The sequence below is a fragment of the Sphingomonas sp. EC-HK361 genome (assembly GCF_902498785.1).
Classification (GTDB): domain Bacteria; phylum Pseudomonadota; class Alphaproteobacteria; order Sphingomonadales; family Sphingomonadaceae; genus Sphingomonas.
Window position 1 is genome coordinate 968,943 of record NZ_LR701493.1, and the last position, 17,724, is coordinate 986,666.

The 17,724-nt window shown below is 66.3% G+C and carries 17 protein-coding genes; 13 read left to right on the top strand and 4 right to left on the bottom strand.

What is annotated here, in order from left to right:
* Window positions 1-151: 151 nt before the first annotated feature.
* Window positions 152-2,809: an alanine--tRNA ligase gene (gene alaS / locus BOS5A_RS06035; RefSeq protein WP_151954252.1), complete on the top strand. Its 2,658-nt coding sequence runs from the start codon at window positions 152-154 to the stop codon at window positions 2,807-2,809.
* 65 nt (window positions 2,810-2,874) lie between these two features.
* Window positions 2,875-3,360 carry a hypothetical protein gene (locus BOS5A_RS06040; RefSeq protein WP_199857231.1) on the top strand — a complete coding sequence of 162 codons (486 nt, stop codon included), beginning with the start codon at window positions 2,875-2,877 and terminating at the stop codon, window positions 3,358-3,360.
* Window positions 3,361-3,397: 37 nt separating this feature from the next.
* On the opposite strand, the gene BOS5A_RS06045 is transcribed toward BOS5A_RS06040, so the two are convergent.
* Window positions 3,398-3,970 carry a hypothetical protein gene (locus tag BOS5A_RS06045; protein WP_234419223.1) on the bottom strand — a complete coding sequence of 191 codons (573 nt, stop codon included), beginning with the start codon at window positions 3,968-3,970 and terminating at the stop codon, window positions 3,398-3,400.
* 89 nt (window positions 3,971-4,059) lie between these two features.
* On the bottom strand, window positions 4,060-5,826 hold the full coding sequence (locus BOS5A_RS06050) for a cation:proton antiporter domain-containing protein (protein WP_151954254.1): 1,767 nt from the start codon (window positions 5,824-5,826) through the stop codon (window positions 4,060-4,062).
* On the opposite strand from BOS5A_RS06050, the gene BOS5A_RS06055 reads away from it, so the two are divergent.
* The gene (locus BOS5A_RS06055) at window positions 5,825-7,072 is read left to right on the top strand and encodes an FAD-dependent oxidoreductase (RefSeq protein ID WP_151954255.1); all 1,248 of its coding nucleotides are present in this window, start codon (window positions 5,825-5,827) and stop codon (window positions 7,070-7,072) included. The genes BOS5A_RS06050 and BOS5A_RS06055 overlap by 2 nt on opposite strands.
* 3 nt (window positions 7,073-7,075) lie before the next feature.
* On the opposite strand, the gene BOS5A_RS06060 is transcribed toward BOS5A_RS06055, so the two are convergent.
* Window positions 7,076-8,296, bottom strand: coding sequence for an NADP-dependent isocitrate dehydrogenase (locus tag BOS5A_RS06060; RefSeq protein WP_151954256.1), 1,221 nt, complete (start codon window positions 8,294-8,296; stop codon window positions 7,076-7,078).
* A 139-nt stretch (window positions 8,297-8,435) separates the two neighbouring features.
* Here BOS5A_RS06060 and BOS5A_RS06065 point away from each other — a divergent pair, with 139 nt between their 5' ends.
* Both BOS5A_RS06065 and BOS5A_RS06070 read left to right on the top strand, forming a co-directional pair.
* The gene (locus BOS5A_RS06065; protein WP_151954257.1) at window positions 8,436-9,176 is read left to right on the top strand and encodes a phosphatidylserine decarboxylase; all 741 of its coding nucleotides are present in this window, start codon (window positions 8,436-8,438) and stop codon (window positions 9,174-9,176) included.
* Entirely contained in the window at window positions 9,173-9,988 is an 816-nt protein-coding gene (locus BOS5A_RS06070; protein WP_151954258.1) for a CDP-alcohol phosphatidyltransferase family protein, read from the top strand. The genes BOS5A_RS06065 and BOS5A_RS06070 overlap by 4 nt, the downstream gene beginning before the upstream one ends.
* On the opposite strand, the gene BOS5A_RS06075 is transcribed toward BOS5A_RS06070, so the two are convergent.
* Window positions 9,933-10,160 carry a hypothetical protein gene (locus BOS5A_RS06075; RefSeq protein WP_151954259.1) on the bottom strand — a complete coding sequence of 76 codons (228 nt, stop codon included), beginning with the start codon at window positions 10,158-10,160 and terminating at the stop codon, window positions 9,933-9,935. The two genes, BOS5A_RS06070 and BOS5A_RS06075, sit on opposite strands and share 56 nt — an antisense overlap.
* A 314-nt stretch (window positions 10,161-10,474) precedes the next feature.
* Between BOS5A_RS06075 and rpsB the strand changes: the two genes are divergently transcribed.
* The 8 genes from rpsB (at window position 10,475) to rseP (ending at window position 17,715) form a co-directional block, all read left to right on the top strand.
* Window positions 10,475-11,299, top strand: a complete 825-nt coding sequence (gene rpsB, locus BOS5A_RS06080; RefSeq protein WP_151954260.1) for a 30S ribosomal protein S2 — start codon at window positions 10,475-10,477, stop codon at window positions 11,297-11,299.
* 181 nt (window positions 11,300-11,480) lie between these two features.
* Window positions 11,481-12,419, top strand: coding sequence for a translation elongation factor Ts (gene tsf, locus BOS5A_RS06085; RefSeq protein WP_151954261.1), 939 nt, complete (start codon window positions 11,481-11,483; stop codon window positions 12,417-12,419).
* A 155-nt stretch (window positions 12,420-12,574) separates the two neighbouring features.
* Window positions 12,575-13,321 carry a UMP kinase gene (gene pyrH / locus BOS5A_RS06090; protein ID WP_151954262.1) on the top strand — a complete coding sequence of 249 codons (747 nt, stop codon included), beginning with the start codon at window positions 12,575-12,577 and terminating at the stop codon, window positions 13,319-13,321.
* Window positions 13,308-13,865: a ribosome recycling factor gene (frr, locus tag BOS5A_RS06095; protein ID WP_151954263.1), complete on the top strand. Its 558-nt coding sequence runs from the start codon at window positions 13,308-13,310 to the stop codon at window positions 13,863-13,865. Before pyrH ends, frr begins: the two co-directional genes overlap by 14 nt.
* Window positions 13,866-13,893: 28 nt before the next feature.
* The gene (locus tag BOS5A_RS06100) at window positions 13,894-14,631 is read left to right on the top strand and encodes an isoprenyl transferase (RefSeq protein ID WP_151954264.1); all 738 of its coding nucleotides are present in this window, start codon (window positions 13,894-13,896) and stop codon (window positions 14,629-14,631) included.
* A 50-nt stretch (window positions 14,632-14,681) separates the two neighbouring features.
* On the top strand, window positions 14,682-15,431 hold the full coding sequence (locus tag BOS5A_RS06105) for a phosphatidate cytidylyltransferase (RefSeq protein WP_151954542.1): 750 nt from the start codon (window positions 14,682-14,684) through the stop codon (window positions 15,429-15,431).
* A complete protein-coding gene (locus tag BOS5A_RS06110) occupies window positions 15,428-16,585 on the top strand; it encodes a 1-deoxy-D-xylulose-5-phosphate reductoisomerase (protein WP_151954265.1) in 1,158 nt (385 codons plus the stop codon). Before BOS5A_RS06105 ends, BOS5A_RS06110 begins: the two co-directional genes overlap by 4 nt.
* Window positions 16,582-17,715, top strand: coding sequence for an RIP metalloprotease RseP (gene rseP, locus BOS5A_RS06115; RefSeq protein WP_151954266.1), 1,134 nt, complete (start codon window positions 16,582-16,584; stop codon window positions 17,713-17,715). The genes BOS5A_RS06110 and rseP overlap by 4 nt, the downstream gene beginning before the upstream one ends.
* Window positions 17,716-17,724: the final 9 nt, after the last annotated feature.

Below are 17,724 nucleotides of genomic sequence, written 5' to 3' on the forward strand. Positions count from 1 at the left end.
GGGCACCAACCTGCGAACCGGACAATCATGGAACTTGCCCGATGCGGAGCATCAATGCGGCGGAGCATAGCGCGCCAGAGTTCATGTCGGCTCCAACCGCGAGTGTCGGCCACGCTTGAGCAACGCCGACGTGTCGCCTAAGTCGCGCTCCATGACCTCGACCAACGACATCCGCCGCGGCTTTCTCGACTATTTTGCAGGGACCGGCCACACCGTCGTGCCCTCGGCGCCGCTGGTGCCGCAGAACGATCCGACGCTGATGTTCGTGAATGCGGGCATGGTGCCGTTCAAGAACGTGTTCACCGGGCTGGAATCGCGGCCCTATTCGACCGCGACGTCCTCGCAGAAGTGTGTGCGGGCGGGCGGCAAGCACAATGATCTCGACAATGTCGGCTATACCGCGCGGCATCATACCTTCTTCGAGATGCTCGGCAATTTCAGCTTCGGGGACTATTTCAAGGAGCAGGCGATCACCCATGCGTGGACGCTGCTGACCGGTGAATGGGGCATCCCCGCGGAAAAGCTGACCGCGACCGTCTATCACACGGACGACCAGGCGTTCGACCTGTGGCGCAAGATCGCGGGATTGCCCGAAGAGCGCATCATCCGCATCGCGACCAAGGACAATTTCTGGGCGATGGGCGCCGATGGTCCGTGCGGGCCGTGCTCCGAAATCTTCTACGATCACGGCGATCACATCCCCGGCGGCCCTCCGGGCAGCCCGGACGAGGATGGCGACCGCTTCGTCGAAATCTGGAACCTCGTCTTCATGCAATATGTGCAGGAGGCCGACGAAATCACCGGCGATCTGCCGCGGCCGTCGATCGACACCGGCATGGGGCTGGAGCGCGTCGCCGCGGTGATGCAGGGCGTCCATGACAATTACGATACCGACACGTTCAAGGCGCTGATCGCGGCCTCGGGCGAACTCACGCACACCGCGACGACGGGCGCCAATCAGGCGAGCCACCGCGTCATCGCCGATCACCTGCGCTGTGCCGGCTTCCTGGTCGCGGACGGGGTGCTGCCGGCCAATGAAGGCCGCGGCTATGTGCTGCGCCGGATCATGCGCCGCGCGATGCGCCACGCGCATCTGCTGGGCGCGAAGGAGCCGTTGATGCACCGGCTCGTCCCTGCGCTCGTCGCCGAGATGGGCGGGGCGTATCAGGAGCTGGTCCGCGCGCAGCCGCTGATCGAGGCGACGCTGCGGCAGGAGGAGACACGCTTTCGCCAGACGCTCGATAAAGGGCTGAAACTTCTCGACGAGGCGACCGAGGGCATGAAGCCGGGCGAGACGCTGGCGGGCGAGACGGCGTTCAGGCTCTACGACACCTTCGGCTTCCCTTACGATCTGACCGAGGACGCGCTTCGCGCGCAGAACCTGCATGTCGATCGCGCCGGCTTCGACGCGGCGATGGCCGAGCAGAAGCGAGCGGCGCGCGCCGCGTGGAAGGGATCGGGCGCAAAGGCTTCGGACGAATTGTGGTTCGACCTGGCCGAGGAGATCGGATCGACCGAGTTCGTCGGCTATGCGAGCGATACCGGCGAAGGGCAGGTCCTCGCCCTCGTCAAGGACGGGGAGCGGGTCGATCGCGCCGGTTCTGGCGAGAAGGTCGACGTGATCGTCAACCAGACACCCTTTTATGGCGAGAGCGGTGGGCAGGTCGGCGATGCCGGCACGCTGTCGAGTGATGGCGGGCTAAAAGCCGACATTTCGGACACGTCGAAGCAATTGGGACGCCTCTTCGTTCACCACGCGACCGTCAAGGCGGGCGAGGTGAAGATCGGCGATGCGGTTCGCCTTTCGATCGACGTGGATCGCCGCGCGCGAATCCGCGCCAACCATTCCGCGACTCATCTGCTGCATGAGGCGCTGCGCCAGCGGCTGGGCTCCCATGTCGCGCAGAAGGGTTCGCTCGTCGCACCCGACCGGCTGCGCTTCGACGTGTCGCATCCGGTTGCGATGGCGGCGGACGAGATCGCCGATGCGGAAGCCGCGGTGAATGCAAAAATCCGGCAGAACGGGGCGGTGACGACGCGGCTAATGACTCCCGACGATGCGATCGCGATGGGGGCGATGGCGTTGTTCGGCGAGAAATATGGCGACGAAGTCCGGGTCGTATCGATGGGCAGCGACGACGACGGCGAAACCTATTCGATCGAGCTGTGCGGCGGCACGCATGTGAGTGCGCTCGGCGATATCGGGCTTTTCAAGGTCGTGGGCGAGGGGGCGGTGTCGTCCGGCGTCCGGCGTGTCGAGGCGCTGACCGGCGAGGCGGCGCGCGCCTGGCTGACCGCTCGCGACGAGAAGCTGCGCGAGGCGGCATCGGCGCTTCGCGTTACCCCGGACGAGGTGCCGGCGCGGGTAGCGGTGCTGATCGAGGATCGCCGGCGGCTCGAGCGCGAGCTTGCCGACGCCAGGAAGGCGCTGGCGATGGGCGGCTCCGGCGGTGAGGCAGCGGCGGCGGCGGAGAGCATTGCCGGCACCAACTTCGTTGGACAGTTGTTCGACGGGTTCGACGCAAAGGGTCTGCGCGGCGCGGTCGACGAAGCCAAGCAGCGGATCGGATCGGGCGTCGCCGCCATCGTGGCGACCAATGACGGGAGGGCATCGGTTGCGGTTGGCGTGACTGACGATCTCGTCGGCCGGTTCAGCGCGGTCGATCTGGTGAAGGCCGCGGTCGCGGCGCTTGGCGGACAGGGCGGCGGCGGACGACCGGACATGGCGCAGGGCGGCGGGCCGGATGCCGACAAAGGCTCGGCTGCACTGGATGCGATCCGCGCTGCGATGGATCAGGCACGCGGTTAACCGCGCTTGCAGCGGGATTTTCAACCGATCGCCTTTAAGTTGGCGGCGATCTCGCGAGAAAATCGATGCTGTTGGGAATCATGCTGCAAGTCACGCCGATCGTCGCGCCGCCGGCGCCGGTGCTGGTGACAAGCGCGCGCCGGACTGCGTTTGCAGACGAGGGCGCAGCTTCCACGGGCTATCCGGTTTCGGTGGAGGTGCGTGGGGGTGGGGCCGTGCTCTATCGCGGGACTGTGCGCGTCGCTCTCAATTCCCAAAGCATGGTGCGTCAGACGCAATCGGAACCTGCTGTCAGGACGTGCGGCGCGGCGCAGGGTTATCGTCCATCGATGGAAACCGGGCTGACCCTGACGTTTCAGTCCGCGAACTACGGCGCGGGCGAAGGTCGGGTTCGAGTGACGGTTCGCTGGGTTCGCGCGGGCGCAGACGCATGTCCCACAACGGACGTGACGCGCGCGGTGGAATTGAACGCGGTGGTCGATCTGTCCGGGGGGGCGGTGGGCCTCGACGGAGACGGCGGGCTGTCGATCCGCTTGAAACGCGAAGGGTGACGCAGCGGGACGGTCAAGTCCCGCCGCATCCGATGAATTATTTGCTCGGCGGCGTGGACGTCACCGGCGCAGCGGCTGCACCCGACACCGCCGCGTCAAACTGTTGCGCGGTGAGGCCGACGATCAGACCATTCGGCCCCATCGAGAATCCGTTTGCCGGCAGCTTAACCTCGCCCTTGGCAGTCGTCAGCGTCACGAACTGCGCATCGGCCGACTTGATCGTGCCGACCACGGCGGTGCCGTTAAGGCTCTTTACCTGCGCGCCGGCCACGAGCGACTGCTGAAGCTGCGCCTGAGCCTGCTGTTGCTGCTGGGCAGCCGCTGTATCGAGCTGTGCCTTGGTCATCGCCATGGTCGGGCCCTTGGCGCCCTTGCCGATGGAGGTCATGGGCACGCCAGCCTTGTGCGTGCCGGTATCGATGACGACAACATCGCCATTGACGCTGGCGACGGTGCCGACGGTGCCGCCTGCGGTGTCAAAGACGGTCGCGCCAGCGGCGACGCTCGCCGTGGCAGGTGCAGCCGGCGTTGCGGCGGGGGCCGGTGCCGTCTGCGCGAAAGCGGGTGCAGCCGCGAGCATGCCGATGGCGAGCAGGGGCATACGGATCATCTGGTTATCTCCCAATTGTAAACCTACCGAAACGAACGCGCATCGGCGCGACAGGGTTCCTGTCATTTCGCCTGCGTATCCGTCTCGGCTCAACTGCGCTGGCGGATACGCCGGATGCGCGGTTCGCGGCCGAGATTGGCCGCGCGCCTGATGGTCTGGCGCAGTTCGTCACGCTTTTCATGGATCGATGCGATGACCGGACCCATCGCCACGCCCAAGTCCACCAACACCGCCTCGGACAGTTGGAGCGAGCTTTCGAGGGTTTCGGGGACGGCATCGGTGACGCCGGCGCGGTAGAGCTCCGCCGCATGCCCCGCGTCTCGCGCGCGGGCGATGATCGGCAGGTTGGGGGCGAGCGTGCGCATCCGGCGAACGAAGCGCGCGGTCAGCACCGGATCGTCCATCGTCATGATGAGCGCGCGCGCATTGGCCAGATCTAGCCGCTCGATCCATTCGCCGCGCGCAATGTCGCCGAACATCACCGAATAGCCGGCGCGCTGCGCGGCCTTTACCGAATCGATATCCGCCTCGATCGCGAGATAGGGCTGGTCGTGACAGGCGAGCATATCGGCGACGAGGCGGCCGACGCGGCCGAAGCCGACGATGACGCTGCGCCCTTCGGGACCCGCCAGTTCGCGTTCGGGTTCGCGCGCGGGCGCCGGTTCGACGCGGCGCGCGATGACTCGCCCCGCCTTCGCGAGCAGCGGCGTGATGGTCAGGCCGATCGCGGTGACGGTCTGCCAGAAGGCGGCGGTCGACCCCTGGATCAGCTGTGCCTGCGCCGCCGTTGCCAGCACGATCAGCGTCGTCTCGGACGGGCTGCCCATCAGCACGCCGGTTTCGATCGCCACCCCGCGCCGGGCGTTCGCGACGCGGAGCAGGAGATAGACGACGATCGCCTTCACCGCGACCACGCCGGCAACCGCCAATGTCAGCTCCACCCAGTTCGCCATGATGAGCCGCAAATCGAGGCTCATCCCCACGGTGATGAGGAAGACGCCGAGCGCGAGGCCCTTGAAGGGCGCGGTGATGACCTCGACCTCGCCGTGATATTCGGTTTCCGCAATCAGCAATCCCGCGAGCAGTGCCCCGACGATCGGGGAAAGGCCCGCCGCGGTGGTCGCGACACTGGCGACGATGACCACCAGCAGCGACGCCGCCAGGAAAAGTTCCGGGCTCTTCGTCCGTGCTGCCTGCGCGAAGAGGCGGGGAAGGAGAATTCGGCCAGCGAGATACATGGCGACGACGGTGACGCCGCCAGCCATCGCGACGCCGGCGAGCCCGCGCCAGCCATCATCGCTCGCGGTCGGGGCGAGCGCGCCGAGGATGAAGATGATCGGGACGAGCGCGAGATCCTCGAACAGCAGCATCGCAAAGGCGCCGCGCCCGACCGGGCTTCTGGTCCCGGCAAGCGGGATGACGAGCGCGGTCGAGGACAGCGCGAGCGCGAAGCCAAGGCCGAGCGCCCCGGCCCACTCCTGCCCGAGCATGTGCAGCGCGGTTCCGATCATCGCGCCCGACAGCAGCAGTTCCGCCGCCCCCGTCCCGAAAACCAGCCGCCGCATCGTCCACAGGCGTTTGAGCGAAAGCTCAAGTCCGATCGAAAAGAGGAGCAGGATGATGCCGAACTCGGCGAACGGCTCGATCGAATGCGGATCGGATATGGTCACATAATAGAGCCACGGATGCTGCGCGGTGAGCGCGCCGAGGCCGGCCGGGCCGACCAGCGCCCCCACCAGAATGAAACCGATGACCGGACTGATCTTGAACCGGGCGAACGCCGGGATCACCATCCCGGCTGCGCCGAGAATGACCAGTGCGTCGCTGAAACCCTTGTTGTCGAGACCGATTGCCATGCCCGCTTCTAGAACGACGATTGCCGATTCGTCTTGGACGACGGGCGAAAAGTCTTGCGACGTCCTGATCCTGGGGGGTGGCCCTGCCGGGATGATGGCCGGGCTGCTCTTTGCGCGCGCGGGACTGGATACCGTGGTTGTCGAGAAGCATCGTGATTTCCTGAGGGATTTCAGGGGCGATACCGTTCACCCCTCGACGCTCCAGCTCATCCACGAACTCGGCCTGCTGGATGCGCTGCTCGCCCGTCCGCACAACAAGGTGGAGACGATCGGTGCGAGGATCGGCGGTCAGCCGGTCGAGATCGTCGACTTTCGCCATCTGCCCGTCGCGGCACCCTTCATCGCGCTGATGCCGCAATGGGATTTCCTCGATTTCGTCGCGGACGCGGCGCGGCGCTATCCGACGTTCCGGCTTGTGCAGGGATGCGAGGCCGAGACGCTTGTCGAGGCAGACGGCCGTGTCGCCGGCGCGCGGATGCAGGGTGGCGAAACCATTGCCGCACGACTGACGATCGCGAGTGACGGACGGGATTCACGGTTTTGCTCGGGCTTGCCCGCGACGACGATCGGGGCGCCGATGGATGTGTTCTGGTTCCGCATTCCCAAGGCCCCGGCGCGCGAAAATGACAGCATGGGGGTGTTCGATGCGGGGCGCATCTTCGTGCTCATCGATCGCGGCGATTACTGGCAGTGCGCGTTCGTCTTCGCCAAGGGCACCGCCGAAACCGTGCACTCAGAGGGTTTCGACGCGTTCGTCGCGCGGGTGCTGGCGGTGGGGCCGGAGACGGCGCGCGCTACGGAAGGGCTGCGGTCGTGGGACGATGTGAAGCTGCTGACCGTCACGGTCGATCGGCTCGAACGATGGCATCGTCCGGGGCTGCTCGTCATCGGCGATGCGGCGCACGCAATGTCGCCGATCGGCGGGGTCGGAATCAACCTGGCGATTCAGGATGCGGTCGCGGCCGCCAATCTGCTCGCCGCGCCGATGCGGGCCGGGGAGGACATCGACCCGCTGCTGCACCGCGTGCGCGATCGCCGGCACCGCGCGGTCCAGCTGACCCAGCGCATGCAGCGGCTGGTTCAGGACAGGGTGATCGCGCCGATGCTGTCTCGGGAAGACGCGGTCAGCGGTGCCCCCGCCTTCGCGCGACTGCTCGACCGGATTCCGATGCTGCGGCGGATTCCCGCGCGCATTATCGGACTGGGCTTCCGGCCGGAACATATCCAGTCGCCGGAAGCCCGCTAGTCGTCAGGCCCAGTTGGCCATCTTCGTCTCGAGGTTGCCGCGAACCGCCTCGAAGAACTGCTCGGTCGTCATCCAGCGCTGGTCCGGGCCGATGAGGATCGCGAGATCCTTGGTCATGTCGCCATTCTCGACCGTCTCGATGCAGACCTGCTCCAGCGTTTCGGCGAAGCGGGTGACGTCGGGCGTGCCGTCGAACTTGCCGCGATATTTCAGGCCGCCGGTCCATGCGAAGATCGACGCGATCGGGTTGGTCGAGGTCGCCTTGCCCTGCTGATGCTGGCGGTAGTGGCGGGTGACGGTGCCGTGGGCAGCCTCCGCCTCGATGGTCTTGCCGTCGGGAGTCATCAGCACCGAGGTCATCAGCCCCAGCGAGCCGAAGCCCTGCGCGACCTGATCCGACTGGACGTCACCGTCGTAATTCTTGCAGGCCCAGACGAACTCGCCGTTCCACTTGAGTGCGCTGGCGACCATGTCGTCGATGAGGCGGTGTTCGTAGACGATGCCGGCATCCTTGAACTGACCCTTGAACTCGGCCTCGAAAATCTCCGCGAACAGGTCCTTGAAGCGGCCGTCATAGGCCTTGAGAATCGTGTTCTTGGTCGAGAGGTAGAGCGGCCATTTGCGGCCCAGCGAATAGTTCATGCTCGCCCGCGCGAAATCGCGGATCGATTCGTCGAGATTGTACATGCCCATCGCAACGCCGCCGGCGGGGAAATCGAATACTTCGTGCTCGATGACCTGGCCGTCGGTGCCCTCGAACTTCATCGTCAGCTTGCCGGCGCCCGGCACCACGAAGTCGGTCGCCTTGTACTGATCGCCGAACGCGTGGCGGCCGACGACGATCGGGTGGGTCCAGCCGGGGATCAGGCGGGGCACGTTCCTGATGACGATCGGCTCGCGGAAGATCACGCCGCCCAGGATGTTGCGGATGGTGCCGTTGGGCGACTTCCACATCTTCTTCAGGCCGAATTCCTCGACCCGCGCTTCGTCGGGGGTGATCGTCGCGCACTTCACCGCGACGCCGTATTTCTGCGTCGCCTTCGCGCTGTCGACGGTCACCTTGTCGTCGGTCGCGTCGCGGTGCTCGATGCCCAGGTCGTAATAATCGAGGTCGATGTCGAGATACGGCTTGATAAGGCGCTCGCGAATCCATTCCCAGATGATCCGCGTCATTTCGTCGCCGTCGATCTCCACGACGGGCGTCTTCACCTTGATCTTGGCCATGCTCACTTCCTTGGGAGAGATTGGGGAGGTTTTGCGGGTCCGCTTAGGGGAGGGTGGCGCGGCGATCAACCGCCCGGCGCCACACGGGCGCGCACCCAATAGCGTTGTGTCGCCCCGCACGCGCGGTTAGACGAGGGCGATGCCATCACTTGAAAAGTCGCCCACGGGCGCCGTTCCCGTCACCACGACCGTCAAATGGCGGTTCCCGACGGTCCATCCCGAAGGGCGTAAATACGTCTTCATCGCCGCCGGCCTGACGCTGCTCGCCACGTGGCTTACGGCCGTGCTGTTCTGGCCGATGGTCGGGCTGACGATCTGGGTCGCCGCGTTCTTCCGCGATCCGGTGCGCACCACGCCGCAGGGCGACGACCTGATCGTCAGCCCGGCGGACGGCCTCATCACCATGATCCAGAGCGTGCCGATCCCGCGGGAACTCGCCGGGCCCAATGGCCTCGGCGAAGGATCGCTGACCCGCGTCTCGGTGTTCATGTCGGTGTTCGACGTGCACATCAACCGTACTCCGATCGCGGGGACGATCACCCAGGTCGTCTATATTGCGGGCAAGTTCCTCAACGCCGATCTCGACAAGGCGAGCGAGGAGAATGAACGCCAGCATATCGTCGTCGAGGGGCATGACGGGCGCCGTGTCGGCTTTACCCAGATCGCCGGTCTCGTCGCGCGCCGGATCGTCGGGTTCGTGAAGCCGGGCGACATGGTCGCCAGCGGCCAGCGGATCGGCCTCATCCGCTTCGGCAGCCGCGTCGATGTCTACCTGCCCGAAGAGTTCGAGCCGCAAGTCGCACTCGGCCAGCGCGCGATCGCGGGTGAAACCGTGCTCGGCCGCATGGGCGGCAAGCCGGTTGCCGGCATCGCGCAATGATCCTGCCGGACGATCGCCGCGCTTTCCAGGTCTCGCGGCGAAATCCGCGCGGGCTTCCCCTGCGGGCGGTCGCGCCGAATGCGGTGACCGCGCTTGCCTTATGCTCGGGCCTGAGCGGCGTGCGCTTCGCGATCGGCGGCAAATGGGAGCTTGCGGTCACGATGGTGCTGGTAGCCGGCGTGCTCGACGGGCTGGACGGGCGAATCGCGCGAATGCTCCACGGCGAGAGTCGCTTCGGCGCGGAACTCGACTCGCTGTCCGACGCGATCTCCTTCGGCGTCGCGCCGGCGCTGATCCTCTATCTCTGGTCGCTCTCGACCCTGCCGCGTTTCGGCTGGATGGCGGCGCTGATGCTCGCGGTCTTCTGTGCGCTGCGCCTCGCCCGCTTCAACGCGCAGATCGATCGGACGGAACAGCCGCACAAATCGGCCGGCTTCCTGACCGGCGTTCCGGCACCGGCGGGCGCGGGGCTTGCGATGCTGCCGATGTTTCTGTCGTTCTGGACCGAAGAGCCGCTGCTGCGCAATCCGCTGATCGTGGCCCCCTGGACTGCAATCGTTGCGTGTCTCATGGTATCGAGCATCGCGACCTTTTCGTGGACCTCGATGCGGCTGCGCCAGAACATCCGCTTCGAGGCGATCGCGGTAATCGTGATCGTGGGCGCGGCACTGGTGTCGGCGCCCTGGCACACCTTTTCCCTGCTCAGTGTGCTCTACCTCATCACGATGCCGTTCAGCATCGCGAGTTATGCGCGGATCAGGCGGCCTCGCGCAGGACCGTCGCCGGCCGCGACACCGCCGCCCAGCGCCTGACAGCGATCCGGCGCTCGGCCAGCACCAGCCCCGAAAGCGGCTGGAAGGTCTGCGGCGCGCGCCCGAACAACGCATCGGTAATACGATCGAGTTTGGGCGCAACCGTGGACCAGATCGCATAGGCCGAAAGACCAAATGCCCCACCGAATGCAACGAAAGCCAGGATTGCCATTACGTTCGCCTCCCAAGGTCAATTCGCGACCCGAGTGAGCCGCAAACACTTCATCGCAGGACAGGTTCCCGATTCGATCCGCGGAGCGGCACGGATTTCCGCGCCATTCCCGAGAAGCCAGTCACCGCGTTCCCGCTGTGTTCCCGCTATATGTTCCATCTATGTTCCATCTGTCAAGCGCTTGCGGAATGCCTCGTCTTGCGCTAATGGCGCGCCCCTCAACCCCGCATGGGAAGCATCATAGCCCGGTGCGTCGGCGCGCAAGCGTCAGCGTCATCCGCTTCCCAGAGGCTCAACCGGAAGGATCTATCCCTATGGCGGCACCTGTCGTCTCCATGCAGCAGCTCATCGAAACGGGCGCGCACTTCGGCCATCAGACGCATCGCTGGAACCCGAAGATGAAGCCGTATCTGTTCGGCGACCGCAACGGTATCCACATCATCGACCTGTCGCAGACCGTGCCGCTCTTCGCGCGCGCGCTCGAATTCGTCAGCTCGACGGTCGCGTCCGGCGGGAAGGTCCTGTTCGTCGGGACGAAGCGCCAGGCGCAGGAACCGGTCGCCGACGCCGCGCGCCGCTCGGGCCAGCACTTTGTGAACCACCGCTGGCTGGGCGGCATGCTGACCAACTGGAAGACGATCTCGAACTCGATCAAGCGCCTCAAGACGCTCGAGGAGCAGCTTTCGGGCGACACGCACGGCCTGACCAAGAAGGAAGTGCTGAACCTGACGCGCGAGAAGGACAAGCTCGAGCTGTCGCTCGGCGGCATCCGCGATATGGGCGGCGTGCCCGACGTGATGTTCGTCATTGACGCGAACAAGGAAGAGCTGGCGATCAAGGAAGCCAACACGCTGGGTATCCCGGTCGTCGCGATCCTCGATTCGAACGTTTCGCCCGACGGCATCGCCTTCCCGGTTCCGGCGAACGACGACGCCGCGCGCGCCATCCGCCTGTATTGCGAGGCGATCGCGATCGCCGCGACCCGCGGTGGCCAGGAGCAGCAGCAGCGCCGCGGCGCCGATCTGGGTGCGGCGGTCGAGCCGGTCGCCGAGGAAGCGCTGAGCGTCGAGACGCCGGTGGCCGACGCCCCCCAGCAGGCCGAGATGGCCGCCGAGGCCGAGCGCCAGATCGACGCGTAAGACAAGAAGGGCTTCGACAAGCCATTTTCCGTTCGTGCTGAGCTTGTCGAAGGCTACCCTGAGCGTCTGCCTTGCAGGCAGTCGAAGGGCACTGTCTTTCTACTGCAACGTGCAGCGGAGAAAGGCGGCACTTCGACAGGCTCAGTGCGAACGGGCCATTTTGATACCAAAGGATTAGGACATGGCCGACATCACGGCAGCGATGGTCAAGGACCTGCGCGAGAAGAGCGGCGCGGGCATGATGGATTGCAAGAAGGCGCTGAACGAAACCGCCGGCGACATGGAAGCGGCGATGGACTGGCTTCGCACCAAGGGCCTCGCGGCTGCTGCCAAGAAGTCGAGCCGCACCGCGGCCGAGGGCCTGGTCGGCGTCGCCGTTTCGGGCACGAAGGGCGCGGCGGTCGAGGTCAATTCGGAAACCGACTTCGTCGCGAAGAACGACCAGTTCCAGCAGTTCGTCCGCGAAGTGACTCAGGTCGCGCTGGATGGCGCCGGCGATGTCGACGCGATCAAGGCTGCGACGCTGCCGAACGGCAAGACCGCCGAGGAGACGCTGACCGGTAACATCGCGACGATCGGCGAGAACCAGTCGATCCGGCGCGTGAAGCGCCTCGAAGTGTCGCAGGGCGCCGTCGTCGCCTATGTGCACAACAAGGCGGCGCCCGGCATGGGCAAGATCGGCGTGCTCGTCGCGCTCGAATCCGCCGCACCGGCCGACGCGCTCCAGGCGCTGGGCAACCAGCTGGCCATGCATATCGCGGCGGCGTTCCCGAAGGCACTGAACGAAGACGACCTCGACGAGACGGAGATCGAGCGCGAGCGCGCGATCGCGACCGAAAAGGCGTCGGAGAGCGGCAAGCCCGCCGACATCATCGCGAAGATGGTTGAGGGCGGCATCGCCAAGTTCCGAAAGGAGCACGCGCTGGTCAGCCAGCTGTTCGTCATGGACGGCAAGACCAAGATCAGCGACGTCGTCGCCAAGGCCGGCAAGGATGCCGGCGCCGAGATCAAGCTGGTCGATTATGTCCGCTTTCAGCTCGGCGAAGGCATCGAGAAGGAAGAGTCGGACTTCGCGGCCGAGGTCGCCGCCGCATCGGGCGTGCCGCAGCCGGTCGCCTGATCTCGCGGATCGACAAAGCGCCGCCGTCTGCCCTTGTGCAGGCGGCGGCGTTGTCGTGTCCGGCGACTATCTTTCCGGCATCCCCATCGCCGGGTTGCGACCGCTTGCCGTGCCGCCTAATGTCCGCGCCGCCCACCTCCCATACTCGGAATCGCATGACCTCCCCGCGCTACAAACGTATCCTGTTGAAATTGTCGGGCGAGGTGCTGATGGGCGCCGGCCAGTTCGGAATCGATCCCGCCACCTGCGACCGCGTCGCGCGTGAGATCAAGGCGGCGCGCGATGCGGGACATGAGCTGTGTATCGTCGTCGGCGGCGGCAACATCTTCCGCGGGCTGGCTGGTGCCGCGAAGGGCTTCGAGCGCGCGTCGGCCGACTATATGGGTATGCTGGCGACGATTATGAACGCGCTTGCGCTGCAGAATGCGCTCGAGCGTGCCGGCGTCGATACCCGGGTCCAGTCGGCGATCCCCATGGCGAGTGTGTGCGAGCCCTATATCCGCAGGCGCGCGCAGCGGCATCTGGAGAAGGGCCGCGTCGTGATCTTCGCGGCCGGCGTCGGCAGCCCCTTTTTCACGACCGATACGGGCGCCGCGCTTCGGGCAGCCGAAATGAATTGCGACGCGCTGTTCAAGGGCACGTCTGTCGACGGCGTCTATGATGCCGATCCCAAGAAGGTGCCCACCGCCAAGCGCTACGAGCGGCTGACCTTCGGCCGCGTCCTTGCCGACGATCTGAAGGTGATGGACGCCTCCGCCGTCGCGCTGTGCCGCGACAACAACGTGCCAATCGTCGTCTTCAACATCCGCGACGAGGGCAATCTTGCCGCCGTGCTCGACGGGCGCGGCGTTTCGACCATCGTCGAGAATACAACCGAGGAAGCTGCCAATGCCGGCCTATGACAAGTCCGATCTCGAACGCCGCATGGCCGGCGCGATCGAAGCGCTGAAGCACGATCTCGGCGGCCTGCGCACCGGCCGCGCCTCGACCGCGCTGCTCGATCCGGTGACGGTGGAGGTTTACGGCAGCCACATGCCGCTGACCCAGGTCGCGACCGTGTCTGCGCCCGAACCACGCATGCTGAGCGTGCAGGTGTGGGACAAGAGCAATATCGGCCCCGTCGAGAAGGCGATCCGGTCGGCGGGTCTCGGCCTGAATCCGATCAATGACGGCAATTCGCTGCGCCTGCCGATTCCCGACCTGACCGAGGAACGTCGAAAGGAACTCGCCAAGCTCGCGGGACAGTATGCGGAAAAGGCCAAGATCGCGGTGCGCAACGTCCGCCGCGACGGCATGGATGCGCTCAAGACCGACGAGAAGAAGGGCGTCTTCAGCGAGGACGAGCGCAAGCGCCACGAAACCGAGGTGCAGAAGCTGACCGACACCACGACCGCCGATATCGACACGGTCGCGGCGTCGAAGGAAAAGGAAATTCTGGGCAAGTGATCCACGCCTGGTGCCCCGCGGTGTCGCAATGAGCAGCGCGCCGGCCTTCGCGGCGGGGCAGGGCGGGGTGGCGTTGCCCCGCCACGTCGCGATCATCATGGACGGCAATGGCCGCTGGGCGAAGCGCCGGCATCTGCCGCGCGTCGCCGGCCACCGTGCCGGCGTGGAGGCGGTACGCAAGGTGTCGCGCGCGGCGCGCGCGCTCGGGATCGAGGCGCTGACGCTTTATGCATTCTCGTCGGAGAACTGGCGCCGCCCGGAAGAGGAAGTCGGCGATCTCATGGGATTGCTGCGGCTCTTCATCCGCAGCGATCTGGCCGAACTGGTGCGCGAGAATGTCCGCCTGCGCGTGATCGGCGACTATCGCCGGTTTCCGCACGATGTGGTGGCGCTGATCGACGACGCGATCGCGCGGACATCGGGCAATAGCGGTCCCATCCTCGCCATCGCGCTGAATTACGGCGCGCAGGCTGAACTGGTCGAGGCGACACGCCGGATCGCGGCGCGGGTGGCCGCGGGCGAAACCGACGCCACCGTCATCGATGCGGCGATGATCGAGGCCGAGCTGGAGACGCGTGCGCTTCCGCCGCTCGACCTGCTGATCCGCACGTCGGGAGAGCACAGGCTATCGAATTTCCTGCTGTGGCAGGCGGCTTATGCCGAATTGCTGTTCGTCGACACGCTCTGGCCCGATTTCGATGCCGAGGCGTTCGGCGTGGCGATCGAGGATTTCGGACGACGCCAGCGCCGGTTCGGTGGCCTGTGAGCGAAGCCGATCAGGCGAAACTGCGTACGCCGTCGAACCTGCGCCTGCGGATGATCGCGAGCGTCGGGATGATCGCGGTCGCCACGGCCGCGGTGGTGTTCGGCGGCATCGCGTTCTGGCTGCTCGCGGTCGTCGTCGCGATCCTGATGATGGCGGAATGGGCCGATCTCGTCGGCGCGAGCGCGGGGCACAAGCGCTTGGCGCAATATGCGCTGTCGGTGCCGCTGGCGATCATGGCACCGATCGCGGCCGGCCCCGATCCTTTCGCGCTAGGGCTGCTGGCGGGGGCTGCGTTCTTCGTCGTCATCGTGACGCGGCTGCCATGGCTGGCCGCCGGCGTCCTCTATTGCGGACTGCCGGTGCTCGCGCTGGTCCTCATCAACCGCCAGCATGAGGGACTCGCCTGGACGTTCTGGGCGATGGCGCTCGTCTGGGGTTGCGACATCGGTGCGTTCTTTGTCGGTCGCACCTTCGGCGGGCCAAAGCTGGCACCCCGGCTGAGCCCCAACAAGACATGGTCGGGGCTGATCGGCGGCGTCCTGCTCGCCTCGGTCGTCGGGGCGCTGATGCACTGGCGGTTCGGTCTGCCGCTGCGCATGACGCTGGCGACGCCGGGCCTTGCGGTGGTGGCGCAGGGCGGCGACCTGTTCGAAAGCTGGCTGAAACGGCGCGCGGGGGTGAAGGACAGCGGCACGATCCTGCCCGGTCATGGCGGCGTTCTTGACCGGCTCGACGGGCTCGTGCCGGTCGCACCGCTCGCCGCGCTCCTTGTCGTCCTGCCGCATTTCTATCCGTCATGAAGACGATCACGATCCTCGGTGCGACCGGTTCGGTCGGCACTTCGACGCTGGACCTGATCGAGCGGGCGCCGGACGATTTTCGGGTTCTCGCGCTGACCGCGAATTGCGATGTCGCGCGGCTTGCAGCGGCGGCGATCCGCACGCGGGCGCGGCGCGCGGTGGTTGCCGACGAAGCGTGCCTCGGGGATCTGCGCGCTGCACTGGCCGGAAGCGGGATCGAAGCGGCCGGCGGCGAGCAGGCGGTGATCGACGCCGCCGCCTTGGGCGCGGACGTTACGCTGGCGGCGATCGTAGGGTGCGCCGGGCTACGCCCGGTCATGGCGGCGATCGAGGGCGGCGGCACGATCGCACTCGCCAACAAGGAATCCCTGGTTTCGGCCGGCGAGGTGATGAACCACGCGCTCGCGAAATCCGGTGCGATCCTGCTGCCGGTCGATTCCGAGCACAGCGCGGTTTTTCAATGTCTCGACCGCACGATCCCGGCGCGTGTCGCGCGGATCATCCTGACCGCAAGCGGCGGGCCGTTTCGCGATCGATCGCTTGCCGAGATGGACGGCATCACGCCGGAACAGGCGGTGGCGCACCCCAATTGGTCGATGGGCGCCAAGATCTCGGTCGATTCTGCGACGATGATGAACAAGGGTCTCGAACTCATCGAGGCGTTTCACCTGTTTCCGGTCGAGGCGGCGCAGCTCGACGTCGTCGTTCACCGCCAGTCGGTGATCCATTCGATGGTCGAATATATCGATGGGTCCGTCATCGCGCAGCTTGGCACGCCGGACATGCGCACGCCGATTGCCTGCGCACTCGCCTGGCCCGACCGGATGGCGACGCCGGGCGAGCGGCTCGATCTGGTCAACGTCGGCCGGCTGGACTTCGAGGCGCCCGATCCGGTGCGCTTCCCTGCGCTCGCCCTGGCACGCGCCGCGATGGAGGCGGGCGGCGCGCGTCCCGCGATCCTGAACGCCGCGAACGAGGTCGCGGTCGCTGCGTTCCTCAAGGGGCGCGCGGGGTTCCTCGAAATTGCCGCAATCGTCAGCGATGTGCTGAACCGCTACGATCCGCCGGCGCCGGGCGATCTGGATTCGGTCCTTGCGATCGATGCCGAAGCCCGCGCCATCGCGGAAGAGCGTGTGAAGGATTGCGTCGCTTGATCCAGACCCCGGGCCTGTTGCTCACTCTGTTGGCTTTCATGCTCGTCGTCGGGCCGCTCGTGTTCGTTCACGAGCTCGGCCATTATTTCGCCGGCCGCTGGTTCGGGGTGAAAGCCGAAGCCTTTTCGATCGGTTTCGGCCGAGAGATCGCCGGGTGGACCGACAAACGCGGGACGCGGTGGAAGCTCGGCTGGATGCCGCTTGGTGGCTATGTCCGCTTCGCCGGCGACATGAACCCCGCGTCGCAGCCTTCGGCGGAGTGGCTGTCGCTGCCGGCCGAGGAGCGCCAGGCGACGTTCCAGGCAAAGCCGGTGTGGCAGCGCGCGATCATCGTCGCCGCCGGGCCGATCGTGAATTTTTTCGTCGCGGTGCTGATCCTTGCCGGCTTCGCGCTGGCGCTCGGCGATGCGCGCACCCCTACGCGTGTCGCGACGGTCGAGGCCGGCAGCGCCGCCGCGGCGGCCGGGCTGCGCCCCGGCGATACGATCACCGCGCTCGGTGGACGCAGCGTTGCGACCTTCGACGACATGGTGCGCTACATCCGCATCCGTCCTGCGGAGCGGATCCGCATCGATTACGTCCGCGCGGGCCAGCCGGCATCGACGCAGGCAGTGATCGGCGTCGACGAACAGGCCGACCGCTTCGGCAATCATTTCCGCGTCGGGCTGCTCGGCGTCGCGCGTCCGGATCAGGTCGTCGTGCCGGTGAGCCTGATCGAGGCACCGGTCGTCGCGGTGCGGCAGACGGGCGAGCTCGTCCGCTTCATGACCGATACGCTCGGCCAGATCATCAGCGGGCGCAGGTCGGTCAAGGAACTCAGCGGCCCGATCGGCATGGCGAAGGCGGCCGGGCAGCAGATGAGCATCAGCCCCGCGGCGTTCGTCTTCCTGATCGCGCTGGTGTCCATCAATCTGGGGTTCATCAATCTCCTGCCAGTCCCGATGCTCGATGGCGGTCATCTGCTGTTCTACGCGATCGAGGCGGTCCGGCGTCGTCCTGTCGGGCCGGAGGTGCAGGCGTGGGCGTTTCGGGGCGGGCTTGCGGCATTGCTCGCGCTGATGGTGTTCGTGACGTTCAACGATCTGGGGTCGCTGGGCTTGTGGAAAAACCTCGCCGGCTTGATCGGTTGAGGATAGTCG